Genomic DNA, 26,567 nt, shown 5'->3' with positions numbered 1-26,567 from the left:
CCCTTTTGGTGATTATTCTGTGTAACAACTCAACTATAGTACGAATGACTGTATCTATAGCGGCAAAATAGTACGCGAAAATGTGTGGCTATTCTGCTTTGAATGTATGTAGGCGATTTTGCGCCTTTGTTAAGCCGTCTTTAAGTAAGATATCAATACAGCGAACAGATTCATCTACAGCTGCATCAATCAATTCTTGCTCTTTAGCTGGTGCTTTTCCAAGTACGTAGCCTGCGACTTTGTTTTTATCGCCTGGATGACCGATAGCGATCCTCAGACGATAGAAATCTTTATTGTTGCCCATTTTGCTAATGATATCGCGAAGACCATTATGTCCGCCATGACCACCACCTTTTTTAAATTTCGCAACACCGGGTGGTAAATCTAATTCATCGTGAGCAACTAAAATTTCTTCGGGTTTGATTTGGAAGAAGTTAGCTAACGCAGCAACCGACTTTCCTGACAGGTTCATAAAAGTCGATGGGATCAATAGGCGAAGATCTTGTCCATTGGCTGTAATTCTTCCTGTTAAACCAAAATACTTGGGATCAGGGCGAAGGGTTACATTGTGGACGCGCGCTAATTCTTCAACTACCCATGCACCGGCATTATGGCGGGTGTTGGCGTACTCTTGACCCGGGTTAGCGAGGCCAACAAGCAAACGAATATTATTACTCACGTTTATCTCTCTTGTCATTTACCAGTAACTTAGCGGGTTGCACCTGAAATTATAGTGACAATGAGTTACTGGGTGTCGGGCTCAAAACGCGCCATATATTATATTAAATTAACTAAAATTGATATGGCTCTTCATCGTCACTGTTTTTGCTGGCTAGACAAAAGAAAACGCCTCGCAGTAGCGAGGCGTTAAATATCTTATCCGATTAAATTAAGGCAATCTAACCGAGTGAGCAAATTAGTGCTCAAACATTGCTGAAATTGACTCTTCGTTGCTAATACGACGAATAGCTTCAGCTAGCATACCTGACAGTGTTAATACTGATACTTTACCCGTAGCTTCAATTTCTTTTGTTAGCGTAATTGAGTCTGTAACGATAATTTCATCGATAACAGATTCACGGATATTCTCTAGTGCACTACCTGAAAATACTGGGTGAGTTGCGTAAGCAAATACACGTTTAGCACCACGTTCTTTTAGTGCTTCAGCTGCTTTACATAATGTACCACCTGTATCGATCATATCATCAACGATAATACAGTCACGGCCTTCAACATCACCGATTAGATGCATAACTTGAGAAACGTTTGCACGAGGGCGACGCTTATCAATGATAGCAATATCTGTGTCATCAAGCAGTTTAGCGATTGCACGAGCACGTACAACACCACCGATATCAGGAGAAACAACCACTGGATCTTGTAGATCTTTTGCTAGCATATCTTCAAGTAGAACAGGGCTACCAAATACGTTATCAACAGGTACGTCGAAGAAACCTTGGATTTGTTCTGCGTGTAGGTCAACAGTTAAGACACGGTCAACACCTACGTTAGAAAGGAAATCAGCAACAACTTTAGCAGTAATTGGCACACGAGCAGAGCGAACGCGGCGATCTTGGCGAGCATAACCAAAGTATGGAATTACAGCAGTAATACGGCCCGCTGAAGCGCGGCGTAGTGCATCGATCATAACAACCAGTTCCATTAGGTTGTCGTTCGTTGGTGCACAAGTTGATTGGATAATGAATACGTCGCTACCACGTACGTTTTCATTAATTTGTACACATACTTCACCATCGGAGAAACGGTTAACCGTAGCATCTCCCAAGGAAATATAAAGACGATCAGCGATGCGTTGGGCTAGTTCTGGTGTTGCGTTACCAGCAAACAGCTTCATATCAGGCACGGTGTAAACCTCAGGTTGCGTCCAAGTTGTAATTACTGACAATCCGTAGAATGTGCGGCTAAGGCTGTCATAAGAGGAGACGTGTTGACACCTTTTGCGACAAATCCGTGGAGCCAGTCAGGTAAAATGTTCAGGATTGCGTTGGCTTCTTGTTGAGTGTTAAATTCCGAAAACACACAAGCGCCAGTGCCAGTCAATCTTGACGGCGCGTATTCTAACAGCCACGAAAGCGCCTGATCAACCTCAGGATTAAGACTTCTTACAATTTTTTCGCAATCGTTTTCGTAAACTCCACGTAACAGTGCATCTAGGCTACGTTTTTTAGTATTACGCGGAAGTTCAGGATGGGTGAAAATATCGACAGTTGCAATGCTAATATCTGGCTTTGCGATTAAAAACCATTTTTCTTGAGGTTCTGCCGGTTGCAGTTTTTCACCAATACCTTCGGCAAATGCGCTAGTACCACGGACAAAAACAGGGACATCAGCACCTAATTTAAGACCAATATCCGCTAGTTCATCAACTGATAGTTGAGTTTGCCAAAGATGATTGAGTGCGACTAATGCTGTTGCTGCATTAGAGGAGCCACCACCAAGACCGCCTCCCATGGGAAGGATCTTTTTAATATGAATATCGGCTCCTAAGTCACAATTTGCTGCTTGACGAAGTGCATTTGCAGCGCGATAAATCAGGTTATCTTCGGTTTTAACCCCTTCAATTGCAGGCGTTAAATTAATTTGGTTATCACGACGTGGGGTGATGGTTAAAGTATCGCCATAATCGATAAACTGAAACAGCGTCTGTAAATCATGGTAGCCATTTGGACGTTGGCCAGTAATATATAAAAATAAATTCAGTTTTGCTGGCGCAGGCCATTGGCTCGCGACACCAAAAGGGATGTATTGACTCATGCAATGCTCGTCTATTTTGAGTAATCGTAAATGCGTTGCTGTTTAATTCGCTAACCAGTTAGAGATTTTAATTTTAATTTTGAGTTTGCCTTGGTTTAGTACCATCTGTGTGGGTAATGCAAGGCTTTGATCATTATACGTGTTGTAGTGCATTTCCCATACTTGACCATCAATCTCTTTGGCAAGGTAAGCGACTTGATCATTGCTGTTTAGCTGATAAGTATCAGCAGCTGTCGGTAAACCAATTAGCCAATCGCGCATTTGTGATAGGGGTAATTCGATTCCTGTTAATTGCTTCACTAATTGTGCAGCATCAGTGCCATGATAGGTTTTACCATCAGGATCGATTAGTGTGACGTTACCCGGCTCAGCATTGAGATTAAGGATGGTTTTGTACATTTTTGTTAAGATTAACTGGTATTCATCATCATGATTTTTCCAGTTAAAGGTGAGAGATATGCGTTGTTTGGGGCCTAAATAACCGAAGACTCCTTTTGCTTGATAATCCGTTAGACGCTTTAATTGTGCTTGGTGTGTCTCCCAATCTACTTTTGCGGTGCTTTTGGGCGTTTGTGCACAGCCAGATAATAAGGCAAATGTAATAGCAATAAAGGCTAAATTACGTAATCTCATGATGAAAGCTCGTAATAAGAATGAGCAAAAACAATAACGATTATTTTAATTAAAGCCAAATATTAAGCAAAAATAAGGGGTAAATTAGGCAAATAAGGCAATAAAAATGCAGTCATTATTGATTGATTACGTCAGCTACCTTTTATTAAGTCAGGGCATCAAGTAAAATCCCCTCCTTAGATTTTTTCACTGGCGAAGTGGGTACACCGTCTCCATGACCTTGCTTGCATTAGGAATCAACCATAAAACAGCTTCTGTTGATTTACGCGAAAAAGTGGCTTTTTCTCCTGAAAAGCTTTCTTTGGCGTTGCAGCAGCTGAAAAACCACCCTGAGGTATTAAGTGGGGTTATAGTATCTACTTGTAACCGTACTGAAGTTTACTGTGAGATTTCACAGTCAGGGCCGGGTGTGATCATTGACTGGTTGACCAAATTTCATCAGATCACAGCCGAAGAACTGATGCCAAGCCTGTACTTTCATGAAGAGCAAGCGGCAGCACGTCATTTAATGCGTGTTGCTTGTGGCCTTGATTCGTTAGTATTGGGCGAGCCGCAAATCCTAGGACAGGTGAAGCAGTCTTATTCGGAATCAAAAGACAACGAAGCAGTAGGTGGCACCTTAGAAAAGCTGTTTCAAAAAACCTTTACAGTAGCGAAACGCGTACGTACTGAAACTGACATTGGCGGTAATGCTGTCTCTGTTGCTTATGCGGCGTGTTCTTTAGCGCGACAAATTTTTGAGTCTTTATCTGGTGCTACTATTTTACTGGTTGGCGCAGGCGAAACGATTGAACTTGTTTCTCGCCATGTCGTTGAACAAGGTTGTAATAGTTTGATTGTTGCTAACCGTACGCGTGAGAGAGCGGAAGGTATTGCACAAGAGTTTGGTGCTGAAGTGATCAGTCTTGAAGAAATTCCTGATCACCTCCATCGCGCTGATATTGTTATTAGTTCAACTGCAAGCCCATTACCGATTGTTGGTAAAGGGATGGTTGAAATGGCATTAAAGCAACGTCGTCATCAACCTATGCTGTTGGTGGATATTGCCGTGCCTCGAGATATAGAACAACAAGTTGGCGAATTGAACGATGCTTACTTATATTCTGTTGATGATCTTCACTCGATTGTAGAGAAGAACCGTGAGCAGCGTAAGGTAGCAGCGATTCAAGCTGAAGCGATTGTAAGTGAAGAAAGCGCTGTATTTATGCAGTGGTTACGATCACTTGAAGCCGTTGATAGTATTCGTGATTATCGTCAATTTGCCGAACAAATTAAACAGGAGCTACTACAGCGTAGTCTCCAAGCCATTGCTAATGGTACCGAGCCTGAAAAGGCGTTAGCAGAGCTCAGTAATAAACTTACCAATAAGCTTATCCATGCACCAACCAAGGCTATGCAGCAGGTCGCAAAAAATGGCGAATCTGAAAAATTAGCTGTGATTCGTGAAGCACTCGGTCTGGATTCCTATAACGATTAGTAGTTGATCGCCTTTGGCTTTCGCTCAGCACTATTAGAAGATTATGAAGCAATCAATTTTAGTTAAATTAGAAACTCTTGTTGAACGTTACGAAGAAGTTCAACATCTCCTTGGTGATCCAAGTGTTCTTGCGGATCAAAACCGCTTTCGTGCGCTCTCAAAAGAATATTCTCAGCTAGAAGAAGTGACGAAGTGTTTTCAAGCTTATCAACAAGCAAAAGAAGATTTAGTCGCTGCAGAAGAAATGGCGCAGGAAGACGATGCTGAAATGCGTGAAATGGCACAAGAAGAAATCAAAGAAGCCAAAGCTGAAATTGAACGTTTAGCTGATGAACTTCAGGTGCTATTGATTCCTAAAGATCCTAACGATGATCGTAACTGTTTTGTTGAAATTCGTGCTGGTGCGGGTGGTGATGAAGCGGGTATCTTTGCGGGCGATCTTTTCCGTATGTACAGCAAATATGCAGAACGTCGTGGCTGGCGTATTGAGATCATCAATGAAAACCGTTCTGAACAAGGCGGTTATAAAGAGATGATCGCTAAAGTCAACGGCGATGGTGCTTACGGTATTTTGAAATTTGAGTCAGGCGGTCACCGCGTTCAGCGTGTTCCTGCGACAGAATCTCAAGGTCGTGTACATACTTCAGCTTGTACTGTTGCGGTATTACCTGAAATTCCAGAAGCGGAAATTCCAGAAATTAATGCTGGCGATCTACGTATTGATACCTTCCGTTCATCTGGTGCGGGTGGTCAGCACGTTAACACCACCGATTCTGCAATTCGTATTACTCACTTACCAACAGGTATTGTTGTTGAGTGTCAGGATGAGCGTTCACAGCATAAGAACAAAGCAAAAGCGATGTCGGTACTTGCTGCTCGTATTATCAAGGCCGAAGAAGAGAAACGTAATGCTGAAGAAGCGAGTACACGTCGTAACCTTCTAGGTTCAGGCGATCGCTCTGACCGTATTCGTACTTATAACTACCCACAAGGTCGTGTTTCTGATCACCGTATTACACTGACACTTTACCGCTTAAATGAAGTGATGGAAGGTGATTTAGATGCATTGATCCAACCTGTATTTACTGAATACCAAGCGGATCAACTAGCTGCGATGTCTGAGCAAAACTAATGCCTCAAAGCATTGAATATTTGCTAAAGCAAACTACTGAACAACTAGCAAGTGCGGGCTCTGAAAGTCCGCAACTTGATAGTGCTGTGTTGTTATGTCATGTGCTTGATAAGCCACGTAGTTATTTATTAACGTGGCCTGAAAAACAACTAGATGATGAGCAATATAATATTTTTCAGCAGGTACTTGCACGTCGCCTAAATGGTGAGCCTATTGCATATATTGTTGGTGAGCGTGAATTTTGGTCACTGCCATTAAAAGTCTCACCTTCAACCTTGATCCCTCGTCCTGATACTGAGCGCTTGGTTGAACTTGCATTAGATAAAATCACAAGCGCTACTACCAAAGTATTGGATTTAGGAACCGGAACCGGTGCGATTGCACTGGCGATTGCTTCTGAGTGTCCAAGTCTTCAGGTTACCGGCATCGACTTACGTCAAGAAGCGGCTGAGCTTGCGCATGAAAATAGCCAACGTTTATCAATATTAAATACCCGATTTTTAGCGGGAAGTTGGTATTCACCATTACAACACAATGATGTGTTTGAGCTAATTGTGAGTAACCCGCCTTATATTGATCACGCCGATCCCCATTTAGTTCAAGGTGATGTTCGTTTTGAACCAAAGAGTGCATTAGTTGCTGATGATAATGGCTTAGCTGATATCCGTATTATTAGCGCACAAGGACGTAAACACTTAACAGTAGGTGGGTGGTTGTTAATGGAGCATGGCTTCGAGCAAGGTTTGGCTGTAAGAACTATTTTAGAGCAGCTGGGTTATCAACAAGTATCTACCAGTCAAGACTATGCTGGGCTCGATCGTGTCACGATGGGCTGCTGGCAAGGAGAATTATAATTATGTATATGGCAATGAAACATCTTCATTTAGTGGCAATCGCACTCAGTGTTTTACTATTTGTGACTCGCTACATCATGATGATGGCAAACTCATCACTGTTAAATAAAAAGTTTTTCAAGATTACTCCCCATATTGTCGACACTGTGCTTTTAGCTAGTGGTGTAGCATTAATTTTCATTACAGGATTTATGCCTTTTACGGCTGGTAATGGTTGGTTAACTGAAAAGCTAACCTGTGTACTCGCTTACATCGCCCTTGGTTATGTCACGTTACACATGGGTAAAAATAAAGTCTTTAAGACATTTGCCTTTTTAGGCGCATTGGGCTGGGTATTTCTGGCTGCGCAATTGGCGGTAACGAAAACGCCAATTTTAGGTTAAGTTAGGTTAGATCATGATGCTGTTTAATGAAGACGAATTAAATTCGCGGCCATTAGTTTATGGTGCTATTGATATGATGAAGGACATCGTGCCTGAATTTCCAACCCAGTGGGTGGAGTTAAAGTTATCTCAATTAGCGCAGGAAGCTGAGCAAACATTAATGGAAGAAGTTAATCCTCGTTTACGGTTAGAGGGGCTGTTACGCCTTTTTTATCGAGAGTGGGGATTTCAAGGCGATCATCAGCAATACTTTTCGTCAGACAATGCATTTTTAGATAAAGTACTGGAGCGTAGAAAGGGGATCCCTGTAAGCCTTGGTGCTTTATTTCTTTATTTATCTCAGCACCTTGATCTGCCGATTGAAAGCGTAGGCTTTCCGACCCAGTTTCTATTAAAAGCGACATGGTCTGAAAGCGATGTTCAGTATATTAACCCCTTTGATGGTGAATTTGTTAGCACGCATATATTACGTAGCTGGTTGATTGGTCACCGTGGCCCATTTACTGAACTTAAACCTGAATACCTTAAAACGCAGCAGAATCATGAAATTTTAACGCGTTGGTTAACGGTTATGAAAAGTGCACTTCTTCGTGAAGAGCATTTTACGGATGCTTTACGTTGTAGTGATCTTGCGCTGGTATTTAGCCCAGGCGATCCCCATGAGATCCGTGACCGAGGCTATATTTATCAACAGCTTGATTGTAATCACGCTGCAGCGATGGATTACTCATACTTTATTGAGCAATGCCCAGAAGATCCAGCCGCTGATTTACTCAAAACTCAAGTAGAGACGCTCTTTGATGAGCCTCTGATTCTACACTAGAAGAGAACAACAAATATGATGGAACAAAAAACTGTTCGCATAGGCGATATTGATGTTGCAAATGATAAGCCATTTGTTTTATTTGGTGGCATGAATGTGCTTGAGTCTCGCGACTTAGCGATGCAAATGTGTGAGCACTACGTGAAGGTCACTGAGAAATTAGGTATTCCTTACGTATTTAAAGCCTCTTTTGATAAAGCTAACCGTTCATCTGTTCATTCATACCGTGGTCCTGGTATGGAAGAAGGTTTAAAGATCTTTCAAGAGCTAAAAGATACGTTTGGTGTGAAAATCATCACTGATATTCATGAGAAAGAGCAGGCACAACCTGTTGCTGATGTGGTTGATGTGATTCAGCTTCCAGCGTTTCTAGCTCGTCAAACTGATCTTGTTGAAGCAATGGCAAAAACAGGCGCTGTGATTAATGTGAAAAAACCACAGTTCATGAGCCCTGGTCAAGTCGGTAACATTGTTGAGAAACTCGCTGAATGTGATAATCACAATGTGATCTTATGTGAGCGTGGTGTACTACACGGTTACGATAACTTAGTGGTTGATATGCTTGGTTTTGATGTAATGAAAAAAGCATCAAAGGGGAGCCCAATTATCTTTGATGTGACTCATGCCTTACAATGTCGTGATCCACTGGGTGCAGCATCAGGTGGCCGTCGTGAGCAAACCGTTGATCTAGCTCGTTCTGGTATTGCAACAGGCATTGCTGGTTTGTTTATGGAAGCACACCCAACGCCAGATCTCGCGCTTTGTGATGGTCCATCAGCATTCCCACTCGATAAGCTAGAACCGTTTTTAGCACAAATTAAACAACTTGATGATTTGATTAAGAGCTTTGCTCCAATTGAAGTGAACTAAGTCTTTCATTTAGATTTTAGAGCCCAGTGAGAATAAATCACTGGGCTTTTTTATTGCCTATAATGAACTGAATGATTGTTTTGTATGATAAGTGTTCAATATATGAAAAGTTAATAAATATACAAAAACGATATTTAATTCTTATTATTTGAGTGATTTGTGAAGCTATATATCGTTATTTGTTAGTATTGCAGTTCTCATACTTATTGGGTATTGGTTGTTTAGTGTGATATGTGTCTCTCTTTTTTTGAAACTTAAAGATCTTAGTTTCATACTTATAGCCGATTTTATTTGGTTAGAGAGTCACTTGTGTCATTAACAACAATCCAAGCGCACCCCGAAAAAGAGAGCACAGCACATCCTTCTAAATGGACACAGCATGACACCCGTTGGATGTTAAGTTTGTTTGGTACATCGGTAGGGGCGGGTATTTTATTTTTACCTATCAATATCGGCTCTGGTGGATTCTGGTCACTGGTTATAATGGCATTATTAGCAGGACCTATGACATTTTGGGCTCATCGTGGATTAGCGCGTTTTGTTTTATCATCATCATCTTCTGACGCTGATTTTACCGATGTAGTTGAAGAGCATTTTGGTTCCCGTTACGGACGCTTAATTTCAGCCCTGTATTTTCTTTCTATCTTTCCGATTTTACTCATTTATGGTGTTGGCCTAACCAATACCGTTGATAGTTTTATTGTCCATCAATTAGGTTGGCAAGCACCGTCACGGGTGTTGTTATCAGGCGGATTAGTCTTCTTGATGATCACTGTGATGCTTGCGGGTGAAAAAGCGATGCTTAAAGCGTTTGAAGTGATTGTCTACCCACTGGCATTTATTCTGGCGGGCATTTCTATTTACCTGATCCCAAGCTGGCATGTGCCTAATCTTAACTTCTCTCAAAGTATCACTGAATTTAGCTCATCGTTATGGTTATCAATACCGGTTGTTGTTTTTGCTTTTAGTTATACGCCTGTCGTTTCTGGTTTTGTGAATGCTCAACGTCGTCAGTATGGCGATCATGCACATCGAAAATCAGAAACAATCTTAAAGCGTACCTCAATGATGTTGATTACTTTTGTTTTGTTCTTTGTGTTCTCTTGCGTGTTAAGTTTATCCCCTGAGCAGTTGCAGCATGCAAAAATGGATAACGTGTCAGTGTTATCTTATTTAGCGAACGTTAAAGACAGTCACTTTATTATGTTGCTAGGCCCTTTAATTGCTTTTATTGCAATTACGTCATCGTTTTTAGGGCACTTTATGGGCGCACGTGAAAGCTTCAATGGCATTGTAGCGAAACAAACATCACTACCGTTAAAAACCATCGACAAGATTGGGGTAGTGATCATGTTCTTCTCTATTTGGTTTGCTGCTGTTATGAACCCAAGTATTTTAGGGATGATGGAAGCGTTATCTGGCCCTGTGATTGCGATGATACTTTTTATTATGCCAATGCTTGCGGTATATCGAATTGAAAGCCTGAAAATGTACCGAGGTAAAATCAGTACTTGGTTTATTTTATTGATGGGATGTTTAGCCGTCGCGGCGATTATTTTTAGTTTAGTGTAAACATTTACTTGATAGCTGGTTTAAATTGGACTCTAAAAGAAAGGCTTGCGTTATACGCAAGCCTTTTGTTTATTTAGATATATTATAATTTAAAGCGGTTGATTTCTTGCTGCAGTTCATAAGAGAGCTCTGATAATTCAGCGGCTTGTTTTGCAGCTTCATTAGCTTCAACAGCCAACTCGTTTGAGACATCACGGATCCCTTCGGTATTGCGCGTGATCTCTGATGTCACTGATGATTGCTCTTCGGCAGCAGAGGCTATTTGGGTTGCCATATCATTGATGTTATTAACAGCGTTGGTAATTTGCGCCAAGCTAGCAGAAGCAGAGCTTGCATCATCAACACTGGTTTCAGATAGGTGACGACTATCTTCCATTATCCCAACCGCTTGCCCTGTGGTTTGCTGTAGCGTTTCAATCATTTGTTGAATTTCTTGGGTTGAGGCATGCGTACGTTGACTTAACACTCGCACTTCATCTGCAACAACTGCAAATCCACGACCTTGTTCGCCAGCACGTGCAGCTTCAATCGCAGCATTTAATGCCAGCAAGTTAGTTTGCTCTGCAATGCCTTGGATAGTTGAAAGAATCGTGTTGATGCTTTGGGCATGGCTATTAAGATCGCTGATCACTGTCGTTGCCGTTTCAACTTCTTGCGCCAAACTTGAAATAGATTGTTGGCTTTGATTGACCTGAGTTGCACCATGATTAGATGCCATCACAGTTTCTTCTGCTGTTCGTGCTGTATTTTCTGCGTTAGATGCAATTTCTTTGGTTGCCGCTGCCATTTCGTTAATAGCAGTTGCGACCATATTGATTTCATCTTGTTGATGCTGGATGCGGGTACTACGTTCTTCTGCTTGGGTTGCTGTTAAATGTGACTGCTGACTGAGTGATTGAGATACATGGTTTAAACGTGCCACCATTTGATGCATGTTGCCAACGAACTGGTTGAAGTTATTGGCGAGTTGACCCACTTCATCATTGCTCTTTGGCTCAATACGTTGAGTCAGATCGCCCTCACCACTAGCGATTTCTGCCAATGCGTTGGATACGCGATCTAAATCGCGGAACAAGAAGTTAACTAACCAAGCCACTGTAGTAATGACTAACAGTGCAATAACCGCAGCGGTAAGAAGGAGCTTATAAAGCAATGCTTTATGGCTTGCTTCCTCGGTTTTTTTATCCATGTTGATTGCTAATATCCAGTCAGTATGAGGGATGTTAGCAAAATAAAGTAGCTTAGGCTGATCGTTAATGGTCAGGTTAGTCAGTGCATTATTATGAATTTGCTGCTCAATATAATTGATAGAAAGCGCATTGCTATAACGTGAAATAGGTTGTAGCAATAGCTGCTGATCGGGGTGAGCGATAAACGTGGCGTCTTTTTTATTGATCAACATAGCAAATGCATTTTGACCAACATTCAAATTTACGATGTCGTCGATTAATTGGGTGATCAATATATCAGCGCCGATAACACCGATAAAAGTGGAATTATCATAAACAGGTTTGGCGATGGTCACCATTTTAGCTTTAGTTAAGGTGTCCATATACGGTGACGATATGATGGTCTCATTAGCTTTTTGTGCTTCTTGGTACCAAGGACGGGTTCGTGGATCTACCTGAGATAAATCACGTTCAGCAAAAGAGCTAGTGGCGATACCTGCGGTGCTGCCGAAGTAAATATCTTCAAATTGACCCGCTAAACGGGCTTGCTTTAAAGAGGGGATCATAGCAATGTCAGGGTTGTTAATTGTTACTGAGTCAATAATATTGGTACGAATATTTACCCAGTCACCCACACTGCTGCTAACAGCCTCGGTTAGGCTACTTGCTCGAGCATAAAGATCACGTTTAGCTTGAGTATCAATTTGATTAGCAGCGAGCCAAGTGAGTGCAGTCGCCATCACTAAAACTGCCGATAAACTCGCGACAATAAGTTTTTGTTTTAATGTTAACTGCATTATATACCCCTAAAATCCAGTAAATGTTAGCAGATTTTAGCGGTTGTTTATCGTAGATGCACCTTAAATAATATAATTGTTATTAGTGTTACTTAATTGAGTGATGAACGTTCCATTTTTTGTTCTTTTACTACAAGATAAGCGCTTTTCTTGTCATAAAACACAAAAATAAAATGGACTTGACTGAATATGTAATTTAGTTACATATCTTTTGGATGTTTAGACGTCTAGATGTTGACACTCTGAGCGCATCCCTTTAGTCTTAGAATGAATGTATAAATAGAATTTCAGTAGTCGCCATGCCAAACACAGATAAAAAAAATCAAATCATTACACCTTCTGCATTAGCACTATTACCCTTGGGTATTTTTTTAGCTTTATTCATTGGTGTTGGTACTTACCTTACAATGCAAGGGGTTGATTTCGCTTTTTATCAATTACCTTCACCTGTCGCAGCTTTGCCTGCTGTTGTTGTTGCGATTTTATTAAGTAAAGAAAAACTTAATAAAGCGATAGAGCAATTTATCCGTGGTGTTGGTCATAGCGATATTATTGCAATGTGTATGATCTACCTATTGGCTGGTGCTTTTGCCTCTGTTGCTAAAGCGTCGGGTGGGGTGGATGCAACGGTTAATCTTGGCTTATCACTTATTCCAGCAAGCATGATCTTACCCGGTATTTTTGTGATCTCTGCTTTTATTGCCACCGCAATGGGAACATCGATGGGGACAATTGCAGCAGTAGCCCCCGTCGCATTAGGCATTGCGCATGCGTCTGGTATGGATGTCGCATTAACCGCAGGTGTTGTTCTTAGCGGTGCAATGTTTGGTGATAACCTTTCTATTATTTCTGACACCACAATTGCCGCAACGCGATCACAAGGCTGTCAGATGAAAGATAAATTCCGTGAAAACATTAAAATCGCCTTACCTGCTGCAATTGCCGCAATTTTATTATTTGCGTTTAATAGCTCGGTTACACAATTACCTGAAACAACACCGATTGAATGGTTAAAAGTCATTCCTTATATCACTATCTTGGTACTCGCAGTATCAGGCGTTAATGTGTTTGTTGTACTGTCTGTTGGTATTCTACTGGCTGGTGGTGTCGGGCTAACATCTGTTGCTGATTATAGTTTTACAAGTTTTGGTAAAGATATTTATGGTGGTTTTGGCAATATGCAGGAAATCTTCCTGCTTTCTATGTTGATTGGTGGTATTAGTGAATTAATGCGTCAACAAGGTGGACTCGCTTTTTTAACTCAAACCATCAGTCGTGTGATTAATGTCTTTAGTAAAAAACATCAGTCGTCTGAAAATTTACGTGCGAGTGAGTTTGGCATTGCCAGTCTTGTGAGTTTGACTAACTTATGTACGGCAAATAATACTGTTGCGATTATTGTGTCAGGCGGGGTTGCACGTGAACTAGCTGATGAAAATGGGGTTACACCGCGTCGTTCCGCAAGTTTGCTCGATATTTTCTCGTGCGTTATTCAAGGTGTTTTGCCATACGGAGCGCAAGCATTACTCCTTGGTTCTGTTTTTGAGTTATCACCATTAGATGTTGTTGCGCACTCTTATTACTGTTTCTTTTTAGCGTTTTCTGCCATTGTTGCGATTATGTTGAAACACCCTAGTCGAAAATTGGCTAAAGTATAATGTGAGTTAGCTCACTATAAAGTAGTGTTAAACATAACTGTTTGATAAAAGCCCAGTATTTACTGGGCTTTTTTGTGCTTTGGTGTGACATAAACAAGAGTTTTGAAAGACGAAAAGTGATCCTGTTAACAAAAAATTAAAATGGAAAAGTCATACGTGTTTATTTCGTTACACTGGCGATGTTGGTCACATTGTTTCGCTTTTAATCACATGTTTTTGTGGTGAAAATGTGACTGATCAATTTGTACCGGTTTTAAGAAATATTATCTTCGTTTGAAACCGCCATTAAAAATACAGTTAAGGTGGATACCATGAAGCAACGCCTATTTGCTAAAACAGCATTAAGCGCCGCTCTCGTTGCCGTTCTTTCAGGTTGTGCAACGACAGCGGATAAAGCCTCATCAGCATGGGATGCTGATACTACTTATAGAATCACGATTCTTCATACTAACGATAACCATGGTCGCTTCTGGCACAATCAAAATGGTGAGTATGGTATGGCTGCCCGTAAGACATTGATTGATGAAATCCGTGCAGAAGTAGAAGAACAAGGTGGTACTAGCTTATTACTTTCTGGCGGTGACATTAACACGGGGGTTCCTGAATCTGATCTACAAGATGCAGAGCCAGATTTTAAAGGAATGAATCTGCTTGGCTATGATGCAATGGCATTAGGAAATCATGAATTTGATAACCCATTAGATGTGCTACGTAAGCAAGAAGAGTGGGCGAATTTCCCAATGTTGTCGGCTAATATTTACGATAAGACAACAGGTGAGCGTTTATTTCAGCCTTACCAAATTTTTGAAAAGCAAGGGATCAAGATTGCAGTCATCGGTTTGACGACAGAAGACACCGCTAAAATTGGTAATCCTGAATTTATCGGCAATGTAGAGTTTCGCGATCCAAAATCAGAAGCCAAAAAAGTGATTGCTGAGCTAGAAAAAACAGAAAAGCCTGATGTGATCATTGCGGCAACGCACATGGGGCATTATGAAGATGGTCATCGTGGTATTAATGCTCCGGGTGATGTAGCGCTTGCACGTTATTTAGATGATGGCGATCTCGATATGATCGTCGGTGGTCACTCGCAAGAGCCAGTCTGTATGGAAGGCCCAAATGTTGCGAAGAAAGATTTTAAACCGGGTGATGAGTGTGTACCTGATCAGCAAAATGGTACGTGGATTGTCCAAGCCCACGAGTGGGGTAAGTATGTAGGTCGTGCTGACTTTGAATTTCAGAACGGTGAACTGTCACTGGTTAGTTACGATTTGATCCCAGTTAACTTGAAGAAAAAAGTTAAACTAGATGATGGCTCAAGTAAGCGTGTCTTTATTCAAGATGAAATTGTAAAAAACCAAGAAGTATATAACTTCCTTAAGCCTTACCAAGAGCATGGACAAGAGCAGTTAAACGTTAAGATTGCCAAGTCGAATGGCAAGCTAGAAGGCGATCGTAATGTGGTTCGATTTGAGCAAACAAACTTAGGTCGTCTTATTGCTGCGTCACACATGCAACGTGCTAAAGCGGACTTTGCTGTAATGAACTCTGGTGGTGTTCGTGACTCAATTGAAGGCGGCGATATTACTTATAAAGATGTACTAACCGTCCAACCTTTTGGCAATATCGTGACGTACACCGATATGTCAGGGAAAGAAATTTTAGATTATTTAAATGTTGTTGCCACTAAGCCGACGGATTCTGGTGCTTATGCGCAGTTCTACGGTATTTCAATGACTGTTGAAAATGGCAAAGTAAGTGATGTGAAGTTTGCTGGTAAGCCGTTAGATCTGAAAAAGACTTACCGTTTCACTGTACCAAGCTACAACGCAGCAGGTGGTGACGGCTATCCGAAGATCAATGATCATGCAGGCCATGTAAATACAGGTTTTGTTGACGCGGAAGTATTAAAGCAATACTTAGAAACGAATTCACCGATTGATGTAAACAAATTCGCGCCGAAAGGTGAAATTGTTTATAAATAAGCAATATTAATTGCTCGAAAGCGCATCTTATATTTTTATTCGATGCGCTTTTTTGTATTTAAAATCCTTCTTTTTATGGATATAGCCGAAAACTGTCAACTCACGATATAATCATTACAGGTAAACAGATGTTCTTAATTTCTTTAGTTGCTTTTGAGCAATAGGGGGGAATTAACCACAGCTGTTTGAATGATAAATAGAGTGAAAAATAATGACTCCAGCGATTCAATTAGCAAAGAAACAAAAAATTTCGTATCAAGTACATCAATATGAACATGATCCAGCCAATAATAATTTTGGTCATGAAGCGGCAGAAGTCTTAGGGCTAGATCCTAATCGCGTATTTAAAACCTTACTATTTGCATTAAATGGCGATCCTAAAAATTTAGCGGTTGCCGTAGTTCCTGTATCTGGCATGTTAGATTTAAAAGCAGCAGCTAAAGCTGCGGGCGGTAAGAAGGCTGAAATGGCCGATCCAAAGCTTGCTGAAAAAGTAACAGGGTACATAGTGGGTGGTATAAGCCCGTTAGGACAAAAAAAACGGCTGCCAACCTTTGTTGATAGCAGCGCAGAAACGTTTGATACTATTTGTGTTAGTGCGGGTCGTCGCGGCTTAGAAATAGAACTAGCGGCAAAAGATTTAGTTAGCTTAACTGGCGGTAAATTTGCACCGATTGGCAAGGAAGACTAATAACAAGAATAGAGAGTTACCACGTGTCAGTACCGAATTTAAACTTACTTAGAACATTGCATGTCTTACTGGATGAGTGTCATGTAACACGTACGGCTGAGCGTTTGCACATTACGCAGTCAGCAGTAAGTCGGCAACTGACACAGTTGCGTGAAATTTTTTCTGATCCTCTGTTTGTGCGTGAGGGAAACCGGTTATTACCGACCCCTCGCGCGCTATCATTACAAAATAAAATTACGTCAGTGCTAACCGATTGCGATTTGGTGTTTGAACCAGAACAATTCTTGCCGCATAACTGGCGCGGAAAAATAGTCTTGTCATCTTCTGATTATGTCGCGCAATATATCTTTCCTGACATCGTTGAATTATTAGCATTACACGCACCTTTGCTTGATGTGAGCTATCAATTATGGTCGCCAAGTTATACCGACCAGTTAGCCGATCTTGATATTCAATTAGTATCGACAATGGCTCCAAATATACCTGTCGGCTTATCAGGTATACAGATTGGCTCTGATCGTGCGGTATGTGTGATGAGTGCGACTCATCCATTAGCAAATACAAAGCTAGATTTAACGGTAAAAGATTTTGTTGCCTACAATCATGTTTCTGTTAACGGTGGCGGAGACAAAGACAGTTTCGTTGATGTGGAATTACGTACTTTAGGTTGTCGGCGACATATTCAAACAACAGTGCCATTTTTCGGCTCTGCTTTAAGTATTGTTTCTCGTACTGAAATGTTTCTTGTTATTCCTGAACACATAGCCGTTACGATGCAAGATTTCTATAATATTGTTTATAAGCCATTACCATTTCCAAGTGTACTGAATCAGTATTGGTTGCTATGGCATCCTAAATATAACAACGAATTATCCCACCAATGGTTGCGAGAGCATGTACTAACGTTAATGAAGAACTCTTTGTATTCAATGGGGCAATAGAATCAGCCATGAACAGTGATATGTTTTTACGACACCGAAAGTAATGATTTTTTATCATGACTGTAATGATTTCTTTTGATTTCTTCTTATAACGCTTACTTGGTATTTTTTCTACCAATGTAAGGAGAACATCATGACCATCAGCATTTGGCTATCATTATTATTAATTTGTATTTTAGGGGCGATGTCACCAGGGCCTAGTCTTGCTGTTGTTGCTAAACATAGCTTAACAGGTGGGCGTAAACATGGCTTAGTAACGGCTTGGTCTCATGCTTGTGGGGTAGGTTTATACGCATTATTAACATTATTAGGGCTTGCGGTTGTTTTAAAGCAATCACCAACAGTCTTTAACATGATTAGTTATGCTGGAGCTGGCTATTTAGCCTACCTTGGCGTAAATGCGTTGCGATCTAAAGGCGGCGTTGCAGAAAAACTCGCAGCAGGAAAGCCTTCATCACTACTTCATGCGGCAAGAGATGGTTTAATGATCTCATTATTAAACCCTAAGTTAGCGTTATATTTTTTGGCTCTATTTAGTCAATTCGTTGCGTTGGGAACAGAAACTGGAAGTAAAATTGTTATTGTAGCGACACCACTATTAGTCGATGGATTATGGTACACCTTAGTCGCTTGTGTCTTATCATATCCTCGAGTGTTACAAACGTTAAGATCCCGTGCAGTATTGATTGATCGTTTATCAGGTGTTGTGCTTATTGGGCTTGCTTGTCGTGTACTCTGGCTAGTGTGATTGTAAAATTTAAAAGACAAGAGCGGCAAAACCGCTCTTTATCGTCTTTAAATTACTCACTGCGACGATTTAGATGGCGCTCACGTGTTTCAGCTTTTTTCTCAGGACTTTTCTTTAGCATGACATATAGCGCACCAGTGCCACCATGTTGCCGTTGCGCCGAGTGAAAGCAAAGCACATCAGATATTTGTTCTAGCCATGTTGTGACATAGCTTTTCATTAATGCTGGGGGATTAGCACGCTCACCTTTACCATGAACAATCATAACGGTACGAATATCTAAACGTTGTGATTGCTTTAAAAATGCTAATATTTCATCACGCGCTTGTTGTAATGACTTTTTATGAAGATCTAAACGACCGTGAATATCGTACTTACCTTGACGCATTTTTCTAAAGACAGCTTCTTGTACACCATCTCTTTTAAATTCAATCATATCATCAGGTTTTACCATTTTGGCATTATCTAATGATAAGTATTCAGAATCACTTTCAGCGAGGCTTTGAGCGGCAATTCGACGAGCTAGTTGAGACTCTGATACCTGATATTTTTGTGAAATGGTCACAGTATCTTGTTTGATTGGCGCAACATCGGCCATCATTTCTTTAAAAAGGTCTAATTCATTATTATCTGGCATAGGACTTTCACTTTAAGTAACCGATGCTATTGATTATACAAGTGTAATAAAATCTTGCCTAGTTGATGGTGAAAGGTAAGAGTATGAAAAAGAGCGCTTAGGAGATATAAAGCCCCATGCAATATATAAATTGCGAAACGTTACTAGCGAGGGGAAGTTGCTGTGACTGTTCTATAGATAAAGTAACCACCAAAAATAGCATTAAGCCAAACGCTGAAAAATAATTAGTATATAGGCAAGCCCTATACTATTTCCAAATAAAAGCGCTAACTAAAAGTCCATAGAGATCCCTAGCGTTTAGATATGATGGCGGTTATTCAAGCAATGTGTATAGCCTGTTGTTATAATCTAGAACAAGAGTAAAAAGGCTGTTTCATTGTTGTGGTTATTTGTGCGTTTGAGAGCACTTAAGTTACCGAGAATGCACAAATTTGGTTGCTTGATGAGCAAAAAAATTCGTTACAAAAAAAAATACCGTATAGGGGTTGCTAAAATCAATTTGGCGAGTATTATAAGCGACCTCGACGACGCAGAGCGTTGTTGAATTTGTCGGTGAATAGCGCAGTTTGGTAGCGCATCTGGTTTGGGACCAGAGGGTCGGGGGTTCGAATCCCTCTTCACCGACCACTATTTAAAGGTAGTGGTTTAATAAACCATTATTTACAGTCGGTGAATAGCGCAGTTTGGTAGCGCATCTGGTTTGGGACCAGAGGGTCGGGGGTTCGAATCCCTCTTCACCGACCACTATTTAAAAGTAGTGGTTTAATCAACCATTATTTACAGTCGGTGAATGACGTAGCTTGGTAAGCATCCTGTTTTTGGAAATAGCGGACCATAGGGTCGGAGATTCCTTCTCTATATAGACTCAGCTCTTCACTGACCACAATTTAAAGTAGTAGTTTTAATAAAACTATTATTTACAGTCGGTGAATAGCGCAGTTTGGTAGCGCATCTGGTTTGGGACCAGAGGGTCGGGGGTTCGAATCCCTCTTCACCGACCACTATTTAAAAGTAGTGGTTTTAATAAAACTATTATTTACAGTCGGTGAATAGCGCAGTTTGGTAGCGCATCTGGTTTGGGACCAGAGGGTCGGGGGTTCGAATCCCTCTTCACCGACCACTATTTAAAAATAGTGGTTTAATATAACCATTATTTACAGTCGGTGAATGACTTAGTTTGGTAAGCATCCTGTTTTTGGAAATAGCGGACCAGAGGGTTGGAGATTCCTTCTCTATATAGACTCAGCTCTTCACTGACCATATTTAAAAGTAGTAGTTTTAATAAAACTATTATTTACAGTCGGTGAATAGCGCAGTTTGGTAGCGCATCTGGTTTGGGACCAGAGGGTCGGGGGTTCGAATCCCTCTTCACCGACCACTATTTAAAAGTAGTGGTTTAATATAACCATTATTTACAGTCGGTGAATAGCGCAGTTTGGTAGCGCATCTGGTTTGGGACCAGAGGGTCGGGGGTTCGAATCCCTCTTCACCGACCACTTATTAGAAGCCTCGTCGAAAGACGGGGCTTTTTTGCATCAGATGTCTTTCATATTTTGTTGAATAGCATGTTTGGTAGAGCATCACAGCTCTAGGTAAATGGCGGACCAGAGGGTCGGGGGTTCCTGATCTATTAAAAACCAGCTCTTCACCGACCACTTATAAAAAGCCTCGTTGAAAAACGGGGGCTTTTTTACATCTGATGTTTATAAACCCTGCGAGTAAATAATACGATTTAAAGTGTTTTTCCACAGCCATGTATTGGTATTTATGACGTTAGCTTTTCCCATCCATCACACTGTGCCGTAACACCTTTGGTGATCCTCTCAACTGTAAAGCCTTCTTTCTCCATCAAAGCGGGAAGTCCTTGCTCTCCGATTAAATGAAATGCGCCAACAACAACCATAAACCGTCCAGATTGATAATCTTCTGATTCACTGAGTATTTTTGTCCATTGACGATTCCGAGAAAAAATTAAGGCATCGTTGGTTTCTGGATCAAATTGGGTATCGTTGAATAGTTCGGTAAATTTTTTACTGTCGCCTTGTTTCCATACATTAACTAAACATTTCAGTGCTTGCTCTGTTTGTTGCCAGTTGTTGATGGTCTCTAACAACATGTTAGTGCCATTTTCAGGTAAGTTTTGAAGTAGGTTTAATTGATGCTCAACCGTTTCAAATGCCTTAATTGGTAGATCTTGCTGTTGAGCTCTTTTCAATAAAACATAATCGATACCCTGATCGGTTGATAGATTTTGTTGCTTAGCGAGTGCAAGCTGGAGATAAGTTGCTGTCAACCATGGTGGTTGAGCAATAAGGTGTTCATAAGGAAGCTGAAGCGATGTTGTGATTGTTTGAAGCGTTTGGAGTTGTTCGGAATTGAGTTTTTCTTGGGTTAATGGTGGCTGGTATTGTTCAACGGTCGATGTTGATTGCTTGAGTATATTGGCCTCAACAATTAATGCATCAGCATCTTTCCATTGCGCTAAAAAAGCCTTTGGTAATGGAAACATGTCTTTCTCACCCGCATGTATAGAACCTAATACATAGAACTGGCGTTGCGTGTCATAAATTTTCCAAACAATGGGCTCTGCGAATGCATGATGAGAAATAAATGGCAGCAGCACGAGCATTTTTGAAAGTAAGGATTTAAACATTCATCGCCTTAAAATAAGAAATTATACGTTTTCTTAGTTATAACAAAATATTCCTGATTAGTAATAAAAAAGGCTACAGATAGTAGCCTTTGGTGTTAGTTTGGTTAGCGAAGACTAGGGTGAAGCCAGAACCACCAAATAATTAATGCAATAGCAGCAATGCCTAATAACAAGCACATACTATTTCTCCTGTGCTGATTTAGCTTGGTAGCTAGGTTTAAATAAGCGAAGTCGATTGGCATTGGTAACTACCGTTATGGATGATAACGCCATGGCAGCCCCCGCAATGACTGGGCTGAGTAATGCCCCCGTGAGTGGGTACAATACACCTGCAGCAACAGGAATACCTAAGCTATTGTAAATAAAAGCACCAAATAGGTTTTCTTTCATATTTCGCAAAGTTGCTTTAGATAACTCTAATGCATCAACCACTCCATGAAGAGAGTGACGCATTAATGTAAACTGCGCACTTTCTATTGCAACATCAGTACCACTTCCCATCGCAATACCGACTTCTGCCAATGCAAGAGCCGGAGCATCGTTGATACCATCACCGACCATGGCAACTCGATTACCTTGTTGTTGAAGCTGTTTTATTTGTTCCGCTTTACCATCGGGTAGCACATCAGCAACTACATCCGTAATGCCTAATTTAGTCGCGATAACTTGTGCTGTTTTATAACTGTCACCCGTTAGCATCACAACAGTCAGACCCATTTTTTGCATTCGTTTAACCGCACTTAGTGAGTCACTACGTAGAGGATCGCTAATGCCAATAATTCCGATAAGTTGGTTATTTTTCGCTAAGTAAACAGGTGTTACACCTTGAGAGGCGATATTATCAAAGTCAGTTTGGGCTTGATTGATATCAACATTGTATTGGGTCATTAATTTTTCATTTCCCAGTATCACGCTGCTTGTATCAATAGTGCCTGCGACGCCCATACCCGCAATAGCTCTAAAGTCTGTTACTCGACTGAGAGTCAGATCTTTTTGTTTCGCTGATTCAATAATAGCGTTCGCTAAAGGATGCTCTGAACCTTGTTCTAAGGTAGCGGTTAATTGTAATAGCTGATTTTCAGTAAGAGTGGTATAGCTCTTAATACTTACCACTTGTGGCTTCCCTTCAGTGAGCGTACCTGTTTTATCTAACACAACAGTATTGATGTTGGCTGCTTGCTGCATAGCTTCTGCATCACGGATTAAAATCCCCAGCTCTGCTGCGCGCCCAACTCCTACAGTGACTGACATTGGTGTCGCAAGACCTAATGCACAAGGACAAGCAATGATAAGTACGGTCGTTGCAGCGACTAACATATAAACCGATGACGGTGCAGGACCGAAGTAGTACCACACCATGGCAGTAATAATGGCGATGATCATGACACTTGGCACAAAGATGCTTGAAATAGTATCAGCTAAGCGTGCAAGTGCGGGTTTGCTGCTTTGCGCTTGACGAACGAGTTGGATAATTCGAGCTAATATCGTATCACTACCAATATGCTCAGCAGTAAACAGTAATGATCCTTGTTGGTTGATAGTCCCAGCTCTTACTTTGTCACCATTTTTCTTGTGAACCGCAAGAGGCTCACCTGTTAGCATCGATTCATCTATATAGGTATTACCTTCAATGACGACACCATCAACAGCGACTTTAGCACCAGGACGAAGACGTAACGTCATCCCACTTTTTATTTCATTGAGTGGGCGCTCATTTTCCACGCCATTTTCAATCACGATAGCTGTTTGTGGTTGTAGATCGATTAAACGCTCTAATGCTTTAGATGTTTGACTGCGAGCGCGAGCTTCAAGGGCATGGCCTAATGTAATTAAACCGATAATCATGGCTGTTGCTTCAAAGTAAACATGTCGAGCAGATGCAGGGAACATATCTGGTTTTAGCACTACAAGCATTGAAAATAGCCAAGCCGCTCCTGTACCTAAAGCGACTAACGTATCCATTGTTGCACGATGATGTTTGAATGCTTTCCAACTATTGATATAGAAATCTTTACCAACAGTTACGAGCAATAATAGGGTGATTAAGCCAACAAATCCCCATGCTAATTGGCTGGTGGTTGAGTCGATCATCATGCTACCGCCAAAGATCCCCCAAGCCATCATAGGAATCCCTAAGCCAAGTGCAATAAATGCATTCCTTAAGTGTGTTTTGAATGTTTGGGTATTTTGTTGTTGTTGACGTTGGCGACGAGTTTGTTCATCTTCACTGATTTCTGCGCCATAACCGGCTGCAGTAATAGCGGTAATAACGGCTTTTATATCTGGAGTACCTGATATAAGCGCTGTTCGCTCTGCAAGGTTTACACTGACAGTATCAACACCAGTGACTTGTTTAATCGCTTTTTCAACAGAGGCCACACAACTGGCACATGTCATGCCGGATAACAGTAATTGTTGAACCTGAGAACTTTCAGATGAGGGAAGAGTATTTAGCGCTTTATCATCTTTGTTCTCTTGCTCATTGATACTTTCTGGTTGAGCTAATCTCTCATCTAAAGTCGTTTGTATTGCTTGGTAGCCTGCCTCTGTAATAATGGAAATGATATCTTTTGCAGCAAGCATTGTTCTAATTTCTGCATGTGTTTTATCTAAAGCAAGGATTTGAATCTGATCATTGGCTTTTAGTTTCTCTGTTAATTTGGCAACGCATTTTCCGCATGAAAGTCCAGAGAGAGTAAATATTAGCGTGTTTTCTTCTAATTCCGACGAAGCAGGTATTACTTGATAACCTAGTGACGTAATAATATCGGTAAGTGTTTGCTTACTTAGAGAGCCCGTTATATCAGCTGTTTCTTTCGTTATACTAGCGCGAAAAATATCATTACGACTTGCTAGTGCGGCTTCTACTTTAGCCACGCATCGACCACACGATAAACCAGCGAGTGCAAGTTGATAGTGGAAACCGACTTGATAGCCCAATGCATTGATCTTTTCAGACATTGTTTTTAGTGGGCTTTCACTATTTACAGTAATTTGCTTTGTATCAATATCGATAATCTGGCAGTCGGGCAATGTTGCTAAAGCTGAACGTATTTTATTTACGCAGCTCATGCAATGGACGTTAGCAAGTGGGAGAGTAATAGTATTCATTTTGAGCCCTTACGCCTTACTATATTTAAAGAATGAAGTAAGAATAAACCTTCTAGTTACTGTAAGGTCAAGGTATGTTTGGTGTATTTTAAAGAATAGATAAAAAGTGAAAGGATAAAGATGATTAATATAAGTGAAGTCGCTGAAAAAACAGGGCTAACAGCAAAAACTATTCGGTTTTATGAAGCTAAAGGTGTGATAAGCCCCGCTCCTAGAGGAGCTAATGGCTATCGTTATTATAATCAAAACCATATTTCAGAGTTACTGTTGATCAAACGTTCTCGAATGATTGGATTCTCTCTTGATGAATGCCGTGATTTACTGGCGTTATCAATGGACTCAAGTCGTCAGAGCCGTGATGTAAAAGAGAAGGCAGAAGAAAAGTTAAAAGAGATAGATATTAAGATCAATGAATTACTACAGATGAAGAAAACACTTGAAGCATTAACGAAGCAATGTCCTGGAGATAAAAATTCAAACTGTCCGATATTGGAAGGTTTAGCACAGCAAGAATAAACAGGCGCTAGAAAATTAGCCCCTGTTGTTAATTCTGATTATGAATTACTGTCAGTCATTGCAAGTGTGCCATCGTAAGGGATCACTTGTAGCTTTGGTTTTGGATGCTTCGTGAAAATCACAAGCTCATCTTTATTCAGTCTTTGTAGCGAAAGCTGGTACCAAAAACGTTTATTCGCAAAGTTTAAGCTCTCTATCGCAGAATCAGTAATTTTCTTGGTGTGATCTTCATTACTGGTGACTAATACTGCCGCATTGCCAAAAGCGTAAAAATAGAGACCTTTTAATACGGTATAGCCGTTATCTTGTTTAGGGTCGGGGTAGTCTATTAAGGTGTATTGACCAAATTTACAACTACCGAATTGTTCATGACCAGGACTGGTTAATTTATAGTTAAAGTCACAACCCATACCGTTAATTATTGGAAATAACATCAGGGCAACGAGTGCCATGATGATGTATTTAATTTTTTTCATACAGTTTACCTGCGGAATCTATATATACAGTGCCTTTCGCAGGCAGGTTTTTAGGCAATTCATTTAAGTTAAGAAGTTCTATGTTACCACAGATCTGCTGATTATTAACGGACACACAGGGTGGTGTTTGCCAACTACTGGCCCAAAGTCCTATCCATGCCAACAACGCAATCATTGATATACCGCAACCAATTTTAGTTAATTTTGATAACGGCTGGTTTGCAGTAATGTCAGTTTCTTGCTCATCGTTATTATCCAATAATGCAGTTACGTTCTCTTCTTTATTTGAAGATGCGGCTGTACTTTGACTAGTAGTTACATGGTCACTGTCGGACACGACTTCTGGTTGGATTTGATGCTGTATAAAAGTGTTTTTAGCAATCGTAAATCCAGCTCCTTTTATCGTAATGATAATTTCATTTTTTGTTTTAAAAGCTTTGCGTAAATTAGCGATAGCAACATTTAATGAATTAGGCACAACGACTTTATCTGGCCAACCGATCTCAAGTAATTTGTCACGGCTAATAATCTCACCATTATTATCAATTAAGTATTGTAATATTTTTGTCTCACTAGCACTGAGTTTGGTTGTAGTATCAGGTGTAGAATAAGCGCTTTTTTGGGGTTCAAAGCTATCTTTACCCTGCTTATATATAATCATTGATT

General features: G+C 40.7%; 23 protein-coding genes and 6 tRNA genes. 19 read left to right on the top strand and 10 right to left on the bottom strand.

What is annotated here, in order from left to right:
• Window positions 1-88: 88 nt before the first annotated feature.
• The 4 genes from pth to lolB form a co-directional block, all read right to left on the bottom strand.
• Window positions 89-679 carry an aminoacyl-tRNA hydrolase gene (pth, locus tag BTO08_RS09580; RefSeq protein WP_045153818.1) on the bottom strand — a complete coding sequence of 197 codons (591 nt, stop codon included), beginning with the start codon at window positions 677-679 and terminating at the stop codon, window positions 89-91.
• Between the two features lie 237 nt (window positions 680-916).
• Window positions 917-1,864 carry a ribose-phosphate pyrophosphokinase gene (locus BTO08_RS09575; protein WP_005370023.1) on the bottom strand — a complete coding sequence of 316 codons (948 nt, stop codon included), beginning with the start codon at window positions 1,862-1,864 and terminating at the stop codon, window positions 917-919.
• Between the two features lie 32 nt (window positions 1,865-1,896).
• Window positions 1,897-2,775, bottom strand: coding sequence for a 4-(cytidine 5'-diphospho)-2-C-methyl-D-erythritol kinase (gene ispE / locus BTO08_RS09570; protein WP_105060806.1), 879 nt, complete (start codon window positions 2,773-2,775; stop codon window positions 1,897-1,899).
• Between the two features lie 42 nt (window positions 2,776-2,817).
• Window positions 2,818-3,408: a lipoprotein insertase outer membrane protein LolB gene (gene lolB, locus BTO08_RS09565; RefSeq protein ID WP_105060805.1), complete on the bottom strand. Its 591-nt coding sequence runs from the start codon at window positions 3,406-3,408 to the stop codon at window positions 2,818-2,820.
• A 214-nt stretch (window positions 3,409-3,622) separates the two neighbouring features.
• On the opposite strand from lolB, the gene hemA reads away from it, so the two are divergent.
• The 7 genes from hemA (at window position 3,623) to BTO08_RS09530 (ending at window position 10,519) form a co-directional block, all read left to right on the top strand.
• Complete coding sequence (hemA, locus tag BTO08_RS09560; protein WP_105060804.1) at window positions 3,623-4,885, top strand: glutamyl-tRNA reductase; 1,263 nt, start codon at window positions 3,623-3,625, stop codon at window positions 4,883-4,885.
• Window positions 4,886-4,928: 43 nt separating this feature from the next.
• The gene (prfA, locus tag BTO08_RS09555) at window positions 4,929-6,017 is read left to right on the top strand and encodes a peptide chain release factor 1 (protein ID WP_006646623.1); all 1,089 of its coding nucleotides are present in this window, start codon (window positions 4,929-4,931) and stop codon (window positions 6,015-6,017) included.
• Window positions 6,017-6,871 (top strand): peptide chain release factor N(5)-glutamine methyltransferase, encoded by an 855-nt coding sequence (prmC, locus tag BTO08_RS09550; RefSeq protein ID WP_105060803.1) that lies wholly within the window; start codon window positions 6,017-6,019, stop codon window positions 6,869-6,871. The genes prfA and prmC overlap by 1 nt, the downstream gene beginning before the upstream one ends.
• A gap of 2 nt (window positions 6,872-6,873) precedes the next feature.
• The gene (locus BTO08_RS09545) at window positions 6,874-7,254 is read left to right on the top strand and encodes a SirB2 family protein (protein WP_005370011.1); all 381 of its coding nucleotides are present in this window, start codon (window positions 6,874-6,876) and stop codon (window positions 7,252-7,254) included.
• A 13-nt stretch (window positions 7,255-7,267) separates the two neighbouring features.
• Window positions 7,268-8,077, top strand: coding sequence for a SirB1 family protein (locus BTO08_RS09540; protein WP_039872581.1), 810 nt, complete (start codon window positions 7,268-7,270; stop codon window positions 8,075-8,077).
• 15 nt (window positions 8,078-8,092) lie between these two features.
• Window positions 8,093-8,947, top strand: a complete 855-nt coding sequence (kdsA, locus tag BTO08_RS09535) for a 3-deoxy-8-phosphooctulonate synthase (RefSeq protein ID WP_198038432.1) — start codon at window positions 8,093-8,095, stop codon at window positions 8,945-8,947.
• Window positions 8,948-9,256: 309 nt separating this feature from the next.
• Complete coding sequence (locus BTO08_RS09530; protein WP_198038431.1) at window positions 9,257-10,519, top strand: HAAAP family serine/threonine permease; 1,263 nt, start codon at window positions 9,257-9,259, stop codon at window positions 10,517-10,519.
• A gap of 82 nt (window positions 10,520-10,601) precedes the next feature.
• On the opposite strand, the gene BTO08_RS09525 is transcribed toward BTO08_RS09530, so the two are convergent.
• Window positions 10,602-12,485 carry a methyl-accepting chemotaxis protein gene (locus tag BTO08_RS09525; protein ID WP_105060802.1) on the bottom strand — a complete coding sequence of 628 codons (1,884 nt, stop codon included), beginning with the start codon at window positions 12,483-12,485 and terminating at the stop codon, window positions 10,602-10,604.
• Window positions 12,486-12,784: 299 nt separating this feature from the next.
• Between BTO08_RS09525 and BTO08_RS09520 the strand changes: the two genes are divergently transcribed.
• The 5 genes from BTO08_RS09520 to BTO08_RS09500 all read left to right on the top strand — a co-directional run bounded on the left by BTO08_RS09520 (window position 12,785) and on the right by BTO08_RS09500 (window position 18,508).
• Window positions 12,785-14,143, top strand: a complete 1,359-nt coding sequence (locus tag BTO08_RS09520) for a Na+/H+ antiporter NhaC family protein (protein WP_105060801.1) — start codon at window positions 12,785-12,787, stop codon at window positions 14,141-14,143.
• A gap of 311 nt (window positions 14,144-14,454) precedes the next feature.
• The gene (gene ushA, locus BTO08_RS09515; protein ID WP_105060800.1) at window positions 14,455-16,128 is read left to right on the top strand and encodes a bifunctional UDP-sugar hydrolase/5'-nucleotidase UshA; all 1,674 of its coding nucleotides are present in this window, start codon (window positions 14,455-14,457) and stop codon (window positions 16,126-16,128) included.
• Between the two features lie 211 nt (window positions 16,129-16,339).
• Window positions 16,340-16,819, top strand: a complete 480-nt coding sequence (gene ybaK, locus BTO08_RS09510; protein ID WP_006646632.1) for a Cys-tRNA(Pro) deacylase — start codon at window positions 16,340-16,342, stop codon at window positions 16,817-16,819.
• Between the two features lie 23 nt (window positions 16,820-16,842).
• Window positions 16,843-17,760: a LysR family transcriptional regulator gene (locus tag BTO08_RS09505; protein WP_105060799.1), complete on the top strand. Its 918-nt coding sequence runs from the start codon at window positions 16,843-16,845 to the stop codon at window positions 17,758-17,760.
• A 133-nt stretch (window positions 17,761-17,893) separates the two neighbouring features.
• Window positions 17,894-18,508, top strand: a complete 615-nt coding sequence (locus tag BTO08_RS09500) for a LysE family translocator (RefSeq protein WP_005369984.1) — start codon at window positions 17,894-17,896, stop codon at window positions 18,506-18,508.
• 52 nt (window positions 18,509-18,560) lie between these two features.
• Here BTO08_RS09500 and smrA read toward each other — a convergent pair whose 3' ends face one another.
• On the bottom strand, window positions 18,561-19,145 hold the full coding sequence (gene smrA, locus BTO08_RS09495; RefSeq protein WP_105060798.1) for a DNA endonuclease SmrA: 585 nt from the start codon (window positions 19,143-19,145) through the stop codon (window positions 18,561-18,563).
• A 550-nt stretch (window positions 19,146-19,695) separates the two neighbouring features.
• Here smrA and BTO08_RS09490 point away from each other — a divergent pair.
• From BTO08_RS09490 to BTO08_RS09465, 6 genes are all read left to right on the top strand, one after another.
• Window positions 19,696-19,772, top strand: a tRNA-Pro gene (locus tag BTO08_RS09490).
• A 40-nt stretch (window positions 19,773-19,812) separates the two neighbouring features.
• Window positions 19,813-19,889 (top strand) — tRNA-Pro (locus BTO08_RS09485).
• 180 nt (window positions 19,890-20,069) lie between these two features.
• Window positions 20,070-20,146 (top strand) — tRNA-Pro (locus BTO08_RS09480).
• Between the two features lie 42 nt (window positions 20,147-20,188).
• Window positions 20,189-20,265, top strand: a tRNA-Pro gene (locus tag BTO08_RS09475).
• A gap of 181 nt (window positions 20,266-20,446) precedes the next feature.
• Window positions 20,447-20,523, top strand: a tRNA-Pro gene (locus BTO08_RS09470).
• Window positions 20,524-20,564: 41 nt separating this feature from the next.
• Window positions 20,565-20,641 (top strand) — tRNA-Pro (locus tag BTO08_RS09465).
• 269 nt (window positions 20,642-20,910) lie between these two features.
• On the opposite strand, the gene BTO08_RS09460 is transcribed toward BTO08_RS09465, so the two are convergent.
• On the bottom strand, window positions 20,911-21,798 hold the full coding sequence (locus BTO08_RS09460) for a TraB/GumN family protein (protein WP_105060797.1): 888 nt from the start codon (window positions 21,796-21,798) through the stop codon (window positions 20,911-20,913).
• Window positions 21,799-21,978: 180 nt separating this feature from the next.
• On the bottom strand, window positions 21,979-24,909 hold the full coding sequence (locus BTO08_RS09455) for a cation transporter (protein ID WP_105060796.1): 2,931 nt from the start codon (window positions 24,907-24,909) through the stop codon (window positions 21,979-21,981).
• Between the two features lie 120 nt (window positions 24,910-25,029).
• Between BTO08_RS09455 and cueR the strand changes: the two genes are divergently transcribed.
• Entirely contained in the window at window positions 25,030-25,425 is a 396-nt protein-coding gene (cueR, locus tag BTO08_RS09450; protein WP_105060795.1) for a Cu(I)-responsive transcriptional regulator, read from the top strand.
• A 38-nt stretch (window positions 25,426-25,463) separates the two neighbouring features.
• Here cueR and BTO08_RS09445 read toward each other — a convergent pair whose 3' ends face one another.
• Both BTO08_RS09445 and BTO08_RS09440 read right to left on the bottom strand, forming a co-directional pair.
• A complete protein-coding gene (locus BTO08_RS09445; protein WP_105060794.1) occupies window positions 25,464-25,901 on the bottom strand; it encodes a hypothetical protein in 438 nt (145 codons plus the stop codon).
• Window positions 25,888-26,562 carry a winged helix-turn-helix domain-containing protein gene (locus BTO08_RS09440; protein WP_105060793.1) on the bottom strand — a complete coding sequence of 225 codons (675 nt, stop codon included), beginning with the start codon at window positions 26,560-26,562 and terminating at the stop codon, window positions 25,888-25,890. Before BTO08_RS09440 ends, BTO08_RS09445 begins: the two co-directional genes overlap by 14 nt.
• Window positions 26,563-26,567: the final 5 nt, after the last annotated feature.

Origin of the sequence: Photobacterium angustum, from assembly GCF_002954615.1 — a bacterium.
GTDB classification, from domain to species: Bacteria; Pseudomonadota; Gammaproteobacteria; order Enterobacterales; family Vibrionaceae; genus Photobacterium; species Photobacterium angustum_A.
The sequence above is the reverse complement of the archived record's forward strand: the minus strand, read 5'-3'. Positions and strand labels throughout refer to the sequence as shown.

What these genes read in the sequence shown, in the direction of transcription:
- cueR (WP_105060795.1), top strand. Translation starts at nt 25,030, where the DNA reads ATGATTAATATAAGTGAAGTCGCTGAAAAAACAGGGCTAACAGCAAAA.
- hemA (WP_105060804.1), top strand. Translation starts at nt 3,623, where the DNA reads ATGACCTTGCTTGCATTAGGAATCAACCATAAAACAGCTTCTGTTGAT.
- ushA (WP_105060800.1), top strand. Translation starts at nt 14,455, where the DNA reads ATGAAGCAACGCCTATTTGCTAAAACAGCATTAAGCGCCGCTCTCGTT.
- BTO08_RS09545 (WP_005370011.1), top strand. Translation starts at nt 6,874, where the DNA reads ATGTATATGGCAATGAAACATCTTCATTTAGTGGCAATCGCACTCAGT.
- BTO08_RS09440 (WP_105060793.1), bottom strand. Translation starts at nt 26,562, where the DNA reads ATGATTATATATAAGCAGGGTAAAGATAGCTTTGAACCCCAAAAAAGC.
- smrA (WP_105060798.1), bottom strand. Translation starts at nt 19,145, where the DNA reads ATGCCAGATAATAATGAATTAGACCTTTTTAAAGAAATGATGGCCGAT.
- BTO08_RS09455 (WP_105060796.1), bottom strand. Translation starts at nt 24,909, where the DNA reads ATGAATACTATTACTCTCCCACTTGCTAACGTCCATTGCATGAGCTGC.
- prmC (WP_105060803.1), top strand. Translation starts at nt 6,017, where the DNA reads ATGCCTCAAAGCATTGAATATTTGCTAAAGCAAACTACTGAACAACTA.
- BTO08_RS09460 (WP_105060797.1), bottom strand. Translation starts at nt 21,798, where the DNA reads ATGTTTAAATCCTTACTTTCAAAAATGCTCGTGCTGCTGCCATTTATT.
- BTO08_RS09445 (WP_105060794.1), bottom strand. Translation starts at nt 25,901, where the DNA reads ATGAAAAAAATTAAATACATCATCATGGCACTCGTTGCCCTGATGTTA.
- BTO08_RS09520 (WP_105060801.1), top strand. Translation starts at nt 12,785, where the DNA reads ATGCCAAACACAGATAAAAAAAATCAAATCATTACACCTTCTGCATTA.
- lolB (WP_105060805.1), bottom strand. Translation starts at nt 3,408, where the DNA reads ATGAGATTACGTAATTTAGCCTTTATTGCTATTACATTTGCCTTATTA.
- ispE (WP_105060806.1), bottom strand. Translation starts at nt 2,775, where the DNA reads ATGAGTCAATACATCCCTTTTGGTGTCGCGAGCCAATGGCCTGCGCCA.
- kdsA (WP_198038432.1), top strand. Translation starts at nt 8,093, where the DNA reads ATGATGGAACAAAAAACTGTTCGCATAGGCGATATTGATGTTGCAAAT.
- BTO08_RS09540 (WP_039872581.1), top strand. Translation starts at nt 7,268, where the DNA reads ATGATGCTGTTTAATGAAGACGAATTAAATTCGCGGCCATTAGTTTAT.
- ybaK (WP_006646632.1), top strand. Translation starts at nt 16,340, where the DNA reads ATGACTCCAGCGATTCAATTAGCAAAGAAACAAAAAATTTCGTATCAA.
- BTO08_RS09500 (WP_005369984.1), top strand. Translation starts at nt 17,894, where the DNA reads ATGACCATCAGCATTTGGCTATCATTATTATTAATTTGTATTTTAGGG.
- prfA (WP_006646623.1), top strand. Translation starts at nt 4,929, where the DNA reads ATGAAGCAATCAATTTTAGTTAAATTAGAAACTCTTGTTGAACGTTAC.
- BTO08_RS09525 (WP_105060802.1), bottom strand. Translation starts at nt 12,485, where the DNA reads ATGCAGTTAACATTAAAACAAAAACTTATTGTCGCGAGTTTATCGGCA.